Source organism: Paraburkholderia acidicola (assembly GCF_002362315.1).
GTDB classification, from domain to species: Bacteria; Pseudomonadota; Gammaproteobacteria; order Burkholderiales; family Burkholderiaceae; genus Paraburkholderia; species Paraburkholderia acidicola.
Genome location: NZ_MTZV01000004.1, coordinates 448,639 through 461,842, shown reverse-complemented (window position 1 = coordinate 461,842; position 13,204 = coordinate 448,639). Strand labels below are relative to the sequence as shown.

Here is a 13,204-nt window from a genome sequence, read left to right as displayed (position 1 = left end):
ATTCAAAGACCTGATGCCCCAACGTTCGCGACACGCTCTGTCTCGACCATCCGGTCGTCCTCGCCAGACATCGGTCCAAAACCCGTCGGCACGATCACGAGCGGATACGTAGTCGCGTCGTGCTTATCGTTGTGCTTCTCATCGTACTTATCAGCCAGCGCGAATGCCTCTGAAATAATCTGCTGCACGTCCTGACGCATCATGGTGACCTCAAACGGCAGATGCGCAGCAAAAGGATCCCAGTCGAAACACCCGACCACCGTCGACTGCCAGGCATCGCGCGACAAACTCGACGCGAACTGCACGAGCCCTTCAAACGCCGTAATCGAATTCATTAGCAAGCCCGCGGGGAGCCGCCCCAGACTCTCATACCGACGAGCCAGCGCCAGCCTCGCAGACGACGCGGCATAGCCGAAGCACTCCACCGCATCGGCGGCCGGACTGATACCGCGCGCTTCGAATGCATCGCGGTAGCCAGCGATACGCATGTCCGTCGCATACTCGTCGGTCACGCCGCCGAGGAACAGCAGTTCGTCGGGCGCGTTGCCGCGTGCCTTCATCTTGTCCATCAATACGTCTGCCAGCGCACGGGCGCCGCCGCGATTGTCGGACACCACCGACGGCGCACCTTCGCCAGGCAGATCGACGTTGATGCAGGGAATCCCTGCGGCTGAGCAGAGCGCATCGAGTGGCGTCGGATTTCGTACGCCAGCGATAAAGAGCAACTCCACCTGTTGCGAGATCAGCGTCTCCGTCACGCTCGCTTCGACGGCCGGATCGCGTTGAGTGCTGACCACGATTGGACACAGTCCGCGACTGCGTGCGTGATCTTCGAAAGTCTCGGCAAGCCCCGCAAAAAAACGGTTGCGATAGTGCGGAAGAATCATGCCGGCCAGTCCCGAACGCGAGAGCCGCAATCCGCGCGCTTTCATGTTCACGTTGTAGCCGAGCTGCGCGGCGCTCGCGAGGATGCGATTCGCCGTTTCCTCCTTGATGCGATAGCGCGCCCAGGTGCCGTTCAGCACCATGCTCACTGCGGATATCGAAGAACCCGTTGCCTTCGCGATGTCATAGATCGTGGACTTGCGGTTCGTGGGGGTGCGGGCCATCGGCGTTCACTCCAAAGGTCAATCTCGTTCTTGTCCGGCAGACGGTAGCGCTTCTGCCGGATCAATCCATTTCGGGTATTCACCTAGTTGACGTAGGTGCTGAATGGATACAGCATGCACTTCAGCCGATTGCTGAATGGATTCAGCAAGTTTACAGCAACGAGCTGACCGTACGTTTTCATAACCCCTACTTGGACCACCGGCGGGCGTAATCCGTGGCCCGTGGTCCAGCGGAGGAGACATGTCAAAGAATTTCGTGCGCATTCTGTGCGCAGGCGTCGTTGCATTTACGGCATTTGCGTTAAGCACCGGCGTGGCAAGCGCGTCGCCCGATCACCCGGTCATCGGCATCGTCGTCAAGATCGGCGGCATTCCATGGTTCAACGCGATGGAAGCGGGGATCAAGAAGCGCGCCGATCAACTCGGCGTCAAAGCCTTCATGGTGGGGCCGACCAGTGCGGACCCGGCGCTGCAGGTGCGGGCCATCCAGGATCTGATCGCGCAACACGTCGACGTGATCGGCGTGGTGCCTAACGATGCGCAGGTACTCGAGCCAGTCTTGCAACGCGCCCGTGCAGCCGGCATCAAGGTCATCACACACGAGTCTCCGAAGCAGCAGAACACCGACTGGGATTTCGAACTGGCGTCGGTCAAGGGCTTCGGAGAAGCGTATGGCAAGCGTCTGGCTACCGCGCTGGGAGGCAAGGGCGAGTACGCAGTCTTTGTCGGCTCGCTCACGGTGCCGTTGCACAACGCATGGGCCGATGCCGCGATTGCGTATCTCAAGGCTAACTATCCCGACATGAAACCGGTCGGCGACCGCTATGGCGTTGCCGAAGATGTCGACGCATCGCGCAAGACCGCACTCGATCTGATGCGGGCCCATCCCAACCTGAAGGGCTTCCTTGCCTTCGGCAGCCAGGGTCCGATTGGTGCTGCGCGTGCAGTGGCAGAAAACCACCAGCAAGGAAAGATCGTCGTGCTCGGGCCGTTCTCGCCGGGGCAGGGCAAGCGTCTCGTACACGACGGGACCCTGACGGGCGGCTTTATGTGGAACCCCGAGCTGGCCGGTGAGGTGTTCGTGACGTTGGGCGTGATGGTCGCGAAAGGGCAACCGATCAAGGACGGTATGACGATCCCAGGTCTCGGCGTTGTCCATCCCGATGGTCATAACCTGATCGTCGATCAACTGGTGGAACTCAACGCGAACACCATCGACGCACTCGCCAAATCGGGCCTTTGATCGGGTCGCCGCAGCGGAATCAATCGATGAACCCCACAGCTTCTACGGCACCTCGCTCGTCTGGGCGAGGTCATGCGAGCGACGTACCCGCGGTGGTCGACACGGATCATGCTGAAGGCACCGCGTTGCTCAAGCTCGAAAATATTTCGAAGCTCTTCGGCGGCGTGAAAGCGCTGCAGGCCGTGAAGTTCGACGTGATGCCCGGCGAGGTGCTGTGCCTCGCCGGAGAAAACGGTTGCGGCAAGAGCACGCTGATCAAGGTGATCAGCGGTGTCTATCAACCGGAAGCCGACGCCGTGATGCTGATGGATGGGCAATCGATTGAAGGACTGGACCCGGCAAAGGCACGAGACCTAGGCATTCAGGTGATCTGGCAGGACCTTGCGCTGTTTCCCGAAATGACGGTTGCCGAGAATATCGCCTTCGAACAGAACCTCGGTCCACGTCCGCGCCTCGTCAACTACGGCCGGATGAAGATTGCGGCGCGCCGCATCCTCGAGCGATTAGGTGTCGATATCGCGCTTAACCGGTCGGTGCGCTCGCTGTCGATTGCGCAGCGCCAGGTTGTGGCGATCGCCCGCGCACTCGTTGCCGATGCACGGTTGGTCTTCATGGACGAACCCACCGCATCGCTGAGTCACGCCGAGACGGAAGCGCTGCTCAAGATCGTCCGGCGTCTCTCCGCCGACGGTATTGCTGTCGTGTTCGTCAGTCACCGGCTCGCAGAAGTGCTCGATGTCTGTACGCGCGTGACGGTGCTGCGCGATGGCCGTTACGTCGGCACGTTCCCGACGGACGGCATGACACAAACGCGGCTGACGGAACTGATGACCGGCCGCACCTTCGACTACGCGGTACGTACGACGGATCTATCGGCGGCGCCGGTCGTATTGCGGGTCGAAAATCTGTCGCGGCGTGACGAATACGACTCCGTGTCATTCGACGTAAAGCGAGGCGAGATCGTTGGCTTGACGGGTCGCCTCGGCGCAGGGCGCACGGAACTCGCGCTGTCGCTGTTCGGTATGACGCGGCCCGATGCGGGCACGATCCGCCTCGACGGAAAGCCGTTATCGCTGCGCTCGAACCGCGATGCAATTCGCGAAGGCATTGCCTATGTTTCCGAAGATCGTCTGCAGCTCGGTCTCGTGCAGCAGCAATCGATCGGCGACAACACCGTGGCTGCAGTACTGGATGACCTGCTCGATGCCACGCATCTGATCGCACTACGCAAACGCGACGAACTGATTCGCGGCTGGATCGAACGGCTAGCGATCAAGATCGGTAAGCCGGACGACGCGGTATCGACTCTTTCCGGCGGCAACCAGCAGCGCGTAGTACTCGCCAAGTGGCTCGCGACCAACCCAGAGCTACTGATCCTCGACTCACCGACAGTCGGTGTGGACGTGGGCGCGCGGGCCGGCATCTTCGCGATCATTCACCAGCTTGCGGAACAGGGCATGGCCATCCTGCTGATCTCCGACGAGATCCCCGAAGTCTATTTCAACGCCGATCGTGTTCTGCATATGCGCAATGGCCAGATCGTCGCGGAGTACGTGCCCGGTGCCACGACCATCGATCAGATCGAGCGAGACGTCCATGCCTGATTTGCGCAAATGGGGAATCGGCTCAACCGAAGCCCTGCTGATTCTCGTCATCGCCGTCATGGCGATCGGTCTCAGCGTTTCAACGACGACCTTCCTTACGTTGCCGAACCTGTTCGATCTGCTCAACCAGAGTTCGGTCAATCTGATCTTCGCCGTTGGGCTGCTGGTGGTGTTGATCGCCGGCGGGATCGATATTTCGTTTGCGGTGGGCGCGTCGGTGGTTCAGTACCTCACGGCGTTGACAGTCATGCATCTCGGTGGTGGTAACTGGGCGACCGGTTTTGTTGCGGCTGCCGGCTTTGGATTTCTGCTGGGCGCGATCAACGCCACCTTCATCTATCGCTTTCGTATCGTTTCGATCGTGGTGACGATTGCTACCTTCAATATATTCTTCGGCGGCTTGATGTTCGTCACCGGTGGCGTGTCGATCTACGATCTGCCCGACTGGTGGATGAACCGCGTTTCACTCGTGCAGGTGAAGACCGCAAGCGGTGTGGCGGACCTCGCGTTGCCTGTCGCCGTGATGGCCGTGATGGTCTCGGCAACCTGGTTTCTACTTCGACGCACGACCACGGGGCGGCAACTCTACGCGATGGGCGACAACCCGGAGGCCGCGCGCCGTGTCGGTATCAATCTCGGCACGATGCATTACGTGGCGTTCGGCTGGCTCGGCATGATGGCCGGCGTCGCGGGACTGATGCAGGCTCACTACGTACAGGAGGTCGTGCCCAACGCGCTCTACGGACGTGAACTCGAGGTGCTCGCAGCGGTAGTGCTCGGTGGAGCACGACTGGGCGGCGGTCGAGGCACGATCCTCGGTGCCATCCTCGGCATTCTGCTGACCGCCATCACCGCGAATGGGCTCAACCTGCTCGGCATCTCGCCTTACGCGTTCAAGATGATCATCGGCGCGATCATCCTGATTGCGATCACCTTGTCGAGCGACGGTTTTGCGAAGCTCGCGGGATCGCGGTTCATGTCGCCACGTGCAAAGGCGTCGTCATGAGTACCTCTTCATCGCGACGCTCCTTCGTGCCGCACGTACCCGCGGACATTGTCGGTCTGCTTGGCTTTCTCGTCTTCGTCATTGCGGCAATGAGCTATGCCTCGCCGCGCTTTTTCTCTGTCGATACGTTCACGTCGGTGGCCTTTCAGTTGCCGGAACTTGGGTTATTTACGCTGGCGATGTTGATGCCGCTCGTTTCCGGTGGCTTCAATCTTGCGGTGACCTTTACCGCCAATATCGCTGGCCTGGCGATGGCGTGGGTGCTGCATTCGTATGGTGGCGTGGATGCGGGCGCGGGCACCATCGCGCTCGGTATCGCCGCTGCGCTCGCAACCGGTGCCGCTTCCGGATGGGTGATGGGCGCGATCATCGCGCGGACCGGCGCGAGTCCAATTCTCGTCTCGCTGTCGATGATGATTTTCCTGCGCGGCCTCGGTGAATTTCTCACACACGGTGGAGATATTTCAGGTTTTCCGCCGTTCGTGCTGTCGCTAGGCAATGGGCTGTTGCTCGGCGTCCCGGTGCCGTTGTGGATCTTCGCCGGTTGCGCAGCGCTCTGGCACGTCGTCATGACGCGCACCCGTCTCGGCTTCGCTACGCGGATGATCGGCTCGAATCTCGAGGCAACCCGCTACTCGGGTATTGCAACGACGCGCGCCGTCACCCGCATTTACATGCTCTCGGGACTGATGTGCGGCGTCGCCGGTGTGGTGATGCTCGGTAGTTTCAACTCGGTGCGGGTCGGTCATGGCGAAGCGTTCCTGCTGATCTCCGTGCTCGCCTGTTTTCTCGGGCGCGTGGATCCGTTCGGCGGCTTCGGGCGTGTCGTGCCGGTAGTGATTGCGCTGGTCATCCTGCAGGCGATCGCCTCTGGCCTCAATCTGCTTGGCGCGAGTCAGCATCTTGCGACGGCCCTGTGGGGTGTGTTTTTGCTTGCCGTGATGCTCATCCGTTGGGCGTGGGCGCACGGCTCTATTCAGTCCATGGTCCGCCGACGCGTGACCGCATCAGGAGGAAAGACTCAATGAACAAGCTAGGCGTGCACGCATTGGTATGGTCCGGCGATCTGACGCCGGAGTCGACTCGCAAGGTGATCAGCCAGACTAAAGCCGCAGGGTTCGACCTCGTCGAACTGTCTTTACATGGACCGAAGGTCATGGACCTGGCGCTTACGCGTGACTTGTTGCAGGAGCACGGTCTGCAGCTTGGCTGCTCGCGCGGCCTGACTTTCGATGCCGATGTATCCAGCGACGATCCCGCTTCCGTTGCACGTGGACTGTCGTTGCTCGAAGAAGGCATCAGCATTACCGCCGAACTTGGCGGCAATTACTTCGGCGGAATTTTGTACGGTGCGATGGGGAAGTATTCCGCACCGCTTACCGCACAAGGGCGTCGCAACGCGGTCGATGCGCTAAAGCGCGTGGCGGACTTTGCGCACAAGAGAAACGTCACGCTGGGTCTCGAAGTGGTGAACCGCTACGAGAGCAATCTGCTGAACACCGCGTCGCAAGCGCTCGCGATGCTCGATGACGTTGGCGCACCAAACGTCGTCGTGCATCTCGACACCTATCACATGAACATCGAAGAATCCGATTTCATGCAACCGGTCCTCGCGTGCGGAAAACGCCTGGGCTACGTCCATATCGGCGAGAGCAACCGTGGCTATCTGGGTTCGGGTACCATCGACTTTGCGCAGTTTTTCCATGCGCTCGCGATGATCGACTACCAGGGCGTGATCACGTTCGAGAGTTTTTCATCGAGCGTCGTGAACGAGCAGTTGTCCAACGCGCTGGCGATCTGGCGGAACCTGTGGGACGACGGCATGGATCTGGCCACGCATGCACGGGCGTTTATCGCTGGCGGCGTGAACGCGGCGGCTAAGGCGAGGGCGCATCATTAGGACGATGCGCCGTTTTTTCAACACGACACCTCATTGTCTCGATGATCGAAGATCGCTTTATTGAAAGGCTGGAGCAGCTTATCGCCGACGGTAAGCGCCGTATTCTTGGGCTGGTCGGTGCGCCGGGCGCCGGCAAATCGACGGTGGCGCAGGCGATACTCGAAGCTTTTTCGGATCGCGCGGTTATCGTGCCGATGGATGGGTTTCATCTTGCGAACGTCGAACTTGAACGTCTTGGCCGCGCTGCCCGTAAGGGTGCAGAAGATACGTTCGACAGCGCGGGTTACGTCGCGCTGCTGGGCCGCCTGCGCGCGCAGCGTTCCGGCGAAGTGATTTACGCGCCCACGTTTCGCCGCGAGATCGAAGAACCGATCGCGGGCGCGATTCCTGTTATGCCAGACACGCCGCTCGTGATTACCGAAGGCAACTATCTGTTGCTCGATCGCGGTCACTGGAAGGACGTTCGGCCGTTGCTCGATGAGGCGTGGTATGTCGATGTCGATCCGGAATTGCGCAGGCAACGACTGGTTGAGCGCCATATGCGGTTTGGCCGCGATGAAGTTGCGGCGAGAAACTGGGTTCAACAGACTGACGAGGTTAACGCGGTGCTGATCGAGTCGACGCGGGCGCGGGCGGATCTGGTATTTCCGTTGGCTTAGTAGAGCGCGATCGCTTGCGTTTAATTCCTGGCCTTCAGAGGCGGACACCATGAAGAACAGTGCTACCGGTCAGGTTCCTGCCGTCGATCTACCGGAATGGGCCGAGGACGCGTGCCGTGAATTGCAGGCTGTCGTCGGCGCAGTCGCGGTGGAGGACATCGATGCGTTGTGCGGTTTGCTCGCGCAGGCGGGCGTTATCGCGCTCCATGGACTCGGCAGGGAAGGGCTCATGATGCGGGCGTTCAGCATGCGGCTTTTTCATCTGGGGCTGCGCGCGACGCCCGTTGGCGACATGGCGTTACCTGCCGTAGGAGGCGGGGATCTCTTCATCGCGAGCGCCGGCCCTGGGCACTTCGACACCGTCGCTGCTTTGATGCGGATCGCACAGACCGCAGGCGCGAAGACTGTACTGTTCACCGCGGAACCTGATGCACCGTTGCGGCATTGCGCGGACCTAACGATTCTTTTGCCTGCCCGGACGATGGCTCGTCCGGTGGCGCATACGTCGGGACCACTGGCGCTTCCGATGGGCAGCGCGTATGAAGGTGGTCTGTTCCTGCTATGCGAGTACATCGTTGCGCAGCTTGCGGGCCGTCTCGAGGTTGATGAGGCGTCCATGCGTGCGCGGCATACGAATCTGGAATGATGAATTGATCCTCAGGCGCGCTTCATTGTTGAGGCGATCCTGGTAGAGGCGTGATGTCCTGAGCCCACGACAGTGCCGAATCACACCATCGTTGTTTGAGCGCCGGGATCTGCGCGCGCTGCGCTACCGCGCCTAGCCGCAGATTGTATTGAGTGGGATTTTCGGCGGCCGACGCGTAGATCGGTGTGCCACATTCAGCACAGAACGCTTGAGCGCGTTTCGCACCAGATGCCGCTGTCTTGATGTAGATCTTGGGCTGACCGCGCAGAAGATGAAAGTCTTCGGCCATAGCGGGCACGCTTGCGCGAAATGGTGCGCCCGATAAGGTCTGGCAATCGGTGCAATGGCAAAGGCTAGCTTTTTGCGGATCGACGACGGCCTCGTAGGCGATTGTGCCGCAGTGGCAGTTACCTGTGATTTTCATGTTCTCCTCCAGACCGTAAAGCGTTCTTTCATTTTATGGGTCGTCGTGCGGGCCACTCAAGCTCGACTGCCTACCAAGGCTCCCGCCGAAGATGCGGCCACTCGCGTTGCCAGCGCCGGGTCTTTTCTTCGTACACGTCCGGTATAGGAAGTGCGCGATTGGGTCTCAGCACACCTTCGAACAGAGACGTCAGGCCAAATGGCGCATAGACCTCAAGCTTCTCGTCGAGGAGCTTGACTCCGACAGCAACCGTTGCACACGGAAATCGATCGATACCATCCGAAGCCCGATACACTGAACCAAACGAAATGCCGAACTTCTTCTCGTACCACAGCGGCACGCGAGCTTGATTGCGGATCTGAACTTCAACAGGGATGTCAGAAAATATTCGTGCGGCCTCGGAGATAACGTCGTTCTCTGCATCCCATGACGTATCCGGATCGTAGTAGAACAGGTCGTAATCGCGGATGCCTGCGTGAATATCCCGATCACAGGCGACATTCCAGACAGACTGAGCAATACAGCCTGCGGTTAACCACCAGTCTTCAAAGCCGAGTCGTGCCGCGCGAGCCAGAATGACCGCATTCCATCGATTCTTTTGTGCGACCTGAGCAAGGTGGAGTTCCAGGGCTGTGCTCATTTTTTCTCGTTAAAGAAGTCAGGTCGGAATGATGCTCCGGTTCAAATCTCTACGGATGGTCCGAATCCTGATCATCGGCGTTGAACTCTTGCTTATACGGCGGGGCAGTGATGCTGCTACAATAGCGCATCTGATGTTTGATGCGTGATGATAAAGGGGCCGATATGCGTACCACTCTCGATATCGATGACGACGTGCTCGCGGTCGTGCGCTCGCGTGCGGAGCGTGAGCACTCCAGCATCGGACGTGTGTTGTCGGAACTTGCCCGGGCCGCCTTGCAGCCGCCTAGTGGTCTAGCCTCGCCCGCGGTGCGAAACGGGCTGCCGGTGCTGCAGGCGGCGGCCGGCAATCGTCCGGTTACGCTCGATCTCGTCAACCAGCTACGGGACGAGACACCCTGATGACCTATCTGCTTGACGTCAATGTATTGATCGCACTGCTCGACTCGGGTCACGTGCAACACGACACGGCGCATGCTTGGTTTGGGCGCGTCGGACAGACGTCGTGGGCTACGTGTCCGCTGACCGAAAACGGTGTGCTGCGTATCATTGGCAACCCGAAGTATCCGAATACAACGGGGTCGCCGGCCGCAGTCGCGCCGCTGGTCGCGCAGCTACGCGCGCATCCTGGGCATCGTTTCTGGCCTGATGATGTGAGCCTGCTTGATTCGCAGCACGTCGATACGACCCGCTTGCTGGCGACCGACCAGGTCACCGATACCTATCTACTCGCACTCGCACGGGCGCACGATGGCACGCTCATCACGTTCGACCGCCGCCTCGCGGTCGGCGCGGTGCACGCTGGTGCGAAGCATCTTGAAGTGCTCGCCTGATCATCACCCCCCACGCGCAAGAAACACCCGCACTTCATCCGCCAGCCAATCCCGCAACGCACACACCTTGGCGTCATCCCGACTACCGATCCGATAAAGCAGATCATGCCCGCGCTCGGCCTTGAGCCGAAACTGCGGAAAAGGCGCGACCAGATATCCCGCCGCAATATCGTCCGCCACAATCACGCTACGCCCCAGCGCGATGCCTTCACCGCGAATCGCCGCCTCGATAGCGAGGCTCCCGTGACTGTAGGCCGAACCCCGATCGCTACGAATGCTGTCCACGTTCGCCAGTGCAAACCATTGCTCCCAGTTGGCCAGCATGCGGTCCTCGTGTAGCAACGTACACCGCGCAAGACTCGCTACTGAAGTCAGCCCGCCCATCTTCGCCTGATAAGCCGGACTGCAAACCGGCGTCACGGTCTCTTCCAGAATCCGCTCGGCGAGAACCCGTGGATAACGACCACTCCCATAACGAATGGCCACATCGACGTCGCTGTCGTTCAGATCGATATGCGTGTCAGTTACGTCGAGGTGCACGTCGAGTTCCGGATGCAAAGCCTTCAATCGATGCAGCCGTGGCGCGAGCCACTTGTTTGCAAAAGAAACACTCGCGTTGATCTTGAGGCGCGCGACATTTTCATGAGCACGCAGGCGTTCGGATTCCTTCGTCAGTTCCCCCAGCACGCGGGTCACAGCCAGCAGGAATTCGGCGCCCGCTTCGGTCAGGACGATGCGTCGGGTCAGGCGCTGGAACAGCGGCGTGCCGAGATGACTCTCGAGCGTCTTGATATGCCGGCTCACCGCGCCGTGAGTGACGTGCAGCTCTTCCGCTGCGAGCGTCATGCTCAACAGCCGTCCGGTTGCTTCGAAAGCGCGCAGCGTTTGCAGAGGAGGAAGTCGGTCGAACACAGTAGCCATATGCGTGAGTCGTACTCACGCATTGTATGACGACAAATGGTTTGTCAGCGGAAGGCGCTGTCCTCAGTATTAACCGGTAGCCACGCCGAAGCAGCTACCGACCCGCGTACGTCGTCCTGTGCCGACATTCTCTGAGTTGTGCCGTCATTCATGAATCTTCTTGTTCTCAAGCTCGCTGTTACGCCGCTGTTGCTGCTGGCTGCATCTATTGCTGTTCGTCGTTGGGGAGAGGCGATTGGTGGGCTGCTGGTCGGGTTGCCGCTCACATCGGGGCCGATTTCGGTGTTCCTCGCTCTTGAACATGGGCCTGCCTTTGCCGCGCAGGCTACAGCGGGCTCGCTCGTCGCGACGGCTGCGCAAGCGGCCTTTTGTTTTGTCTATTACAGACTGGCGCCGCGCGGATGGCTTGCAGCGCTCGCGGGCGCGTGCACGACTTTTTGTATCGTGGCCGGGTTTCTGCAATGGAGCGCGCTGCCGCAAACGTTCCTGTTTCTGATCGCCATCCTGTCCGCTACGCTTGCGCTGAACCTCATTCCCGACCACACCGTTAGAACCGTCAGGCTCGATCCGCCGTGGTGGGATTTGCCTTTGCGCATGGTGCTTATTGCCGCGCTGGTGGTCGGCGTGACGTTGATCGCGCCATATGTCGGGCCTAAAGCGAGCGGTGTGTTCGCGTCGTTTCCGTTCATGGTCATCATCCTCGCGGTATTCGGTCACCGCATGATCGGTCACACTGCAGTGCAGCCATTGATGCGTGGCGTCGTGATGGCGCTCCTCGGCTTTGCTGTGTTTTTCTACGTACTGAGCCTGACGTTGACGCGGTTCAATCTGTTTGCCGCTTATGGTGTCGCGATTCTTTGCGCGCTCGCCATACAGGTTGTTTCCTTGTACAGGATGCGTGTCCCCGTCGCGCTTCCTGTGGAGTCGTCGTCATAATCGTGCATGGTCAATGACTTGCGTCACGATTTAATCGGCTGAAGAAACCATTCCATCAACTAGACTGGTCGATGACCTCTGTCTGCCTGCATGTCCAGTTTCCCGCACAAAAAGACGCTGCTCCCTGTCGACCCCACCCGCCATTGCGACCCAAGCCGTACCGCTTTGTGCAGCACATGAACCGGCGTTGTATTGCGGTCCATGGCACACCCAAGGAAAGGAGATCGCCGTGCAAACCGCATGCAAGCCGACGAACCGTGTGCATCACACGCTGACTGCGTTCATCCTGCTCACAGTCGCCGCCTTCCAGCCCGCCGCAGCCCACCAGAGTTACACCATCAAGGATCTCGGCGCACTACCCGGTAGCGATCTCAGCACGGCTGGCCCCATCAACGAGCGCGGCCAGACGGTCGGTTACTCGATCCTCGCAAGTGGGGAGCAGCACGCCACGCTGTATGAACGCGGCAAGGTGATCGACCTCGGCCTGTTCGATGGTGGCACCAGTGCCGGCGCCTACGGGATCAACGAACGTGGCCAGGCCGTCGGCTACTCGTTTATCGCAACGCAGTACCCGCACGCCGCGCTGTTCGAGAAAGGTGCCGTGACCGACCTGGGCCTGCTGCCCGGTGGCGACAACAGCACCGCTTACGGCATTAACAATCGCGGCCAGGCGGTTGGCTACTCGTTCGACTCAACCCGGGCGTCGCACGCCGTGTTGTTTGAGAAAGGCACTGTGACCAATCTGGGCACGCTGCCTGGCGGCTACTACAGCTCGGCCAACTCAATCAACGATCGCGGCCAGATAGTCGGCTGGTCCACGACAAGCGACAACAACCAGCACGCGTTTCTGTTCGAGAAGGGCGCAATGACCAACCTGGGCGTGCTGCCCGGCGGTAACAGCAGTGCCGCTTACGCGATCAACAATCGTGGTCAGGTGGTTGGCTCATCGGCTACTGCTAGCGGGAACCAGCACGCGTTTCTGTACGAGAGGGGTGTGATGACCGACCTCGGTACACTGCCCGGCGGCAGCAGCAGTGCCGCTCATTCGATCAACGAGCGCGGTCAGATAGTCGGGTCGTCGTCCGACGCTAGCGGGAACTCGCATGCGTTTCTGTACGAGAGGGGCGCGATGATCGATCTGGGCACGCTGCCAGGTGGCAATGGAAGTAACGCTAGCGGGATCAACGATCTCGGCCAGATATCGGGTTCATCCGCGACGCCTTACTCTCCATCGCATGCTGTTATCTGGTCGATAGAGCGGCGATGACTGTCGATCTCTAGCGG

General features: G+C 60.0%; 15 protein-coding genes. 11 read left to right on the top strand and 4 right to left on the bottom strand.

The window, feature by feature from the left end; all coding sequences use genetic code 11:
• Nucleotides 1–2 precede the first annotated feature (2 nt).
• A complete protein-coding gene (locus tag BWP39_RS12320; protein ID WP_096720500.1) occupies nt 3–1,109 on the bottom strand; it encodes a LacI family DNA-binding transcriptional regulator in 1,107 nt (368 codons plus the stop codon).
• Nucleotides 1,110–1,350: 241 nt separating this feature from the next.
• On the opposite strand from BWP39_RS12320, the gene BWP39_RS12315 reads away from it, so the two are divergent.
• Genes BWP39_RS12315 through BWP39_RS12285 form a run of 7 tightly spaced genes read left to right on the top strand, consistent with a single transcriptional unit; the run spans nt 1,351 to nt 8,167 of the window.
• A complete protein-coding gene (locus BWP39_RS12315) occupies nt 1,351–2,352 on the top strand; it encodes a substrate-binding domain-containing protein (protein ID WP_096720498.1) in 1,002 nt (333 codons plus the stop codon).
• Nucleotides 2,353–2,378: 26 nt separating this feature from the next.
• Nucleotides 2,379–3,956: a sugar ABC transporter ATP-binding protein gene (locus BWP39_RS12310; protein ID WP_096722484.1), complete on the top strand. Its 1,578-nt coding sequence runs from the start codon at nt 2,379–2,381 to the stop codon at nt 3,954–3,956.
• The gene (locus tag BWP39_RS12305) at nt 3,949–4,962 is read left to right on the top strand and encodes an ABC transporter permease (RefSeq protein ID WP_096720496.1); all 1,014 of its coding nucleotides are present in this window, start codon (nt 3,949–3,951) and stop codon (nt 4,960–4,962) included. Before BWP39_RS12310 ends, BWP39_RS12305 begins: the two co-directional genes overlap by 8 nt.
• Complete coding sequence (locus BWP39_RS12300; RefSeq protein WP_096720494.1) at nt 4,959–5,990, top strand: ABC transporter permease; 1,032 nt, start codon at nt 4,959–4,961, stop codon at nt 5,988–5,990. Before BWP39_RS12305 ends, BWP39_RS12300 begins: the two co-directional genes overlap by 4 nt.
• Nucleotides 5,987–6,862 carry a sugar phosphate isomerase/epimerase family protein gene (locus tag BWP39_RS12295; RefSeq protein ID WP_096720492.1) on the top strand — a complete coding sequence of 292 codons (876 nt, stop codon included), beginning with the start codon at nt 5,987–5,989 and terminating at the stop codon, nt 6,860–6,862. The genes BWP39_RS12300 and BWP39_RS12295 overlap by 4 nt, the downstream gene beginning before the upstream one ends.
• 41 nt (nt 6,863–6,903) lie before the next feature.
• Complete coding sequence (locus BWP39_RS12290) at nt 6,904–7,521, top strand: nucleoside/nucleotide kinase family protein (protein ID WP_096720490.1); 618 nt, start codon at nt 6,904–6,906, stop codon at nt 7,519–7,521.
• A gap of 49 nt (nt 7,522–7,570) precedes the next feature.
• Nucleotides 7,571–8,167: a phosphoheptose isomerase family protein gene (locus BWP39_RS12285; RefSeq protein ID WP_207556777.1), complete on the top strand. Its 597-nt coding sequence runs from the start codon at nt 7,571–7,573 to the stop codon at nt 8,165–8,167.
• A 22-nt stretch (nt 8,168–8,189) separates the two neighbouring features.
• Here BWP39_RS12285 and BWP39_RS12280 read toward each other — a convergent pair whose 3' ends face one another.
• Together BWP39_RS12280 and BWP39_RS12275 are read right to left on the bottom strand one after the other, a co-directional pair.
• On the bottom strand, nt 8,190–8,591 hold the full coding sequence (locus BWP39_RS12280; RefSeq protein WP_096720488.1) for a GFA family protein: 402 nt from the start codon (nt 8,589–8,591) through the stop codon (nt 8,190–8,192).
• Nucleotides 8,592–8,661: 70 nt separating this feature from the next.
• Nucleotides 8,662–9,231 carry a nucleotidyltransferase family protein gene (locus tag BWP39_RS12275; protein ID WP_096720486.1) on the bottom strand — a complete coding sequence of 190 codons (570 nt, stop codon included), beginning with the start codon at nt 9,229–9,231 and terminating at the stop codon, nt 8,662–8,664.
• 164 nt (nt 9,232–9,395) lie between these two features.
• Here BWP39_RS12275 and BWP39_RS12270 point away from each other — a divergent pair, with 164 nt between their 5' ends.
• Entirely contained in the window at nt 9,396–9,632 is a 237-nt protein-coding gene (locus tag BWP39_RS12270; RefSeq protein WP_207556776.1) for a hypothetical protein, read from the top strand.
• Entirely contained in the window at nt 9,632–10,063 is a 432-nt protein-coding gene (locus BWP39_RS12265) for a TA system VapC family ribonuclease toxin (RefSeq protein WP_096720482.1), read from the top strand. The genes BWP39_RS12270 and BWP39_RS12265 overlap by 1 nt, the downstream gene beginning before the upstream one ends.
• Before the next feature lie 3 nt (nt 10,064–10,066).
• Here BWP39_RS12265 and gcvA read toward each other — a convergent pair whose 3' ends face one another.
• Nucleotides 10,067–10,984, bottom strand: coding sequence for a transcriptional regulator GcvA (gcvA, locus tag BWP39_RS12260; RefSeq protein WP_207556775.1), 918 nt, complete (start codon nt 10,982–10,984; stop codon nt 10,067–10,069).
• 150 nt (nt 10,985–11,134) lie between these two features.
• On the opposite strand from gcvA, the gene BWP39_RS12255 reads away from it, so the two are divergent.
• The gene (locus BWP39_RS12255; protein ID WP_096720480.1) at nt 11,135–11,920 is read left to right on the top strand and encodes a hypothetical protein; all 786 of its coding nucleotides are present in this window, start codon (nt 11,135–11,137) and stop codon (nt 11,918–11,920) included.
• A gap of 229 nt (nt 11,921–12,149) precedes the next feature.
• Complete coding sequence (locus BWP39_RS12250) at nt 12,150–13,187, top strand: hypothetical protein (RefSeq protein WP_207556774.1); 1,038 nt, start codon at nt 12,150–12,152, stop codon at nt 13,185–13,187.
• Nucleotides 13,188–13,204 lie beyond the last annotated feature (17 nt).

Bases quoted from the DNA above. Each gene is read 5' to 3' on its own strand.
- BWP39_RS12320 (WP_096720500.1), bottom strand. From the start codon at position 1,109: ATGGCCCGCACCCCCACGAACCGCAAGTCCACGATCTATGACATCGCG.
- BWP39_RS12315 (WP_096720498.1), top strand. From the start codon at position 1,351: ATGTCAAAGAATTTCGTGCGCATTCTGTGCGCAGGCGTCGTTGCATTT.
- BWP39_RS12310 (WP_096722484.1), top strand. From the start codon at position 2,379: ATGAACCCCACAGCTTCTACGGCACCTCGCTCGTCTGGGCGAGGTCAT.
- BWP39_RS12305 (WP_096720496.1), top strand. From the start codon at position 3,949: ATGCCTGATTTGCGCAAATGGGGAATCGGCTCAACCGAAGCCCTGCTG.
- BWP39_RS12300 (WP_096720494.1), top strand. From the start codon at position 4,959: ATGAGTACCTCTTCATCGCGACGCTCCTTCGTGCCGCACGTACCCGCG.
- BWP39_RS12295 (WP_096720492.1), top strand. From the start codon at position 5,987: ATGAACAAGCTAGGCGTGCACGCATTGGTATGGTCCGGCGATCTGACG.
- BWP39_RS12290 (WP_096720490.1), top strand. From the start codon at position 6,904: ATGATCGAAGATCGCTTTATTGAAAGGCTGGAGCAGCTTATCGCCGAC.
- BWP39_RS12285 (WP_207556777.1), top strand. From the start codon at position 7,571: ATGAAGAACAGTGCTACCGGTCAGGTTCCTGCCGTCGATCTACCGGAA.
- BWP39_RS12280 (WP_096720488.1), bottom strand. From the start codon at position 8,591: ATGAAAATCACAGGTAACTGCCACTGCGGCACAATCGCCTACGAGGCC.
- BWP39_RS12275 (WP_096720486.1), bottom strand. From the start codon at position 9,231: ATGAGCACAGCCCTGGAACTCCACCTTGCTCAGGTCGCACAAAAGAAT.
- BWP39_RS12270 (WP_207556776.1), top strand. From the start codon at position 9,396: ATGCGTACCACTCTCGATATCGATGACGACGTGCTCGCGGTCGTGCGC.
- BWP39_RS12265 (WP_096720482.1), top strand. From the start codon at position 9,632: ATGACCTATCTGCTTGACGTCAATGTATTGATCGCACTGCTCGACTCG.
- gcvA (WP_207556775.1), bottom strand. From the start codon at position 10,984: ATGGCTACTGTGTTCGACCGACTTCCTCCTCTGCAAACGCTGCGCGCT.
- BWP39_RS12255 (WP_096720480.1), top strand. From the start codon at position 11,135: ATGAATCTTCTTGTTCTCAAGCTCGCTGTTACGCCGCTGTTGCTGCTG.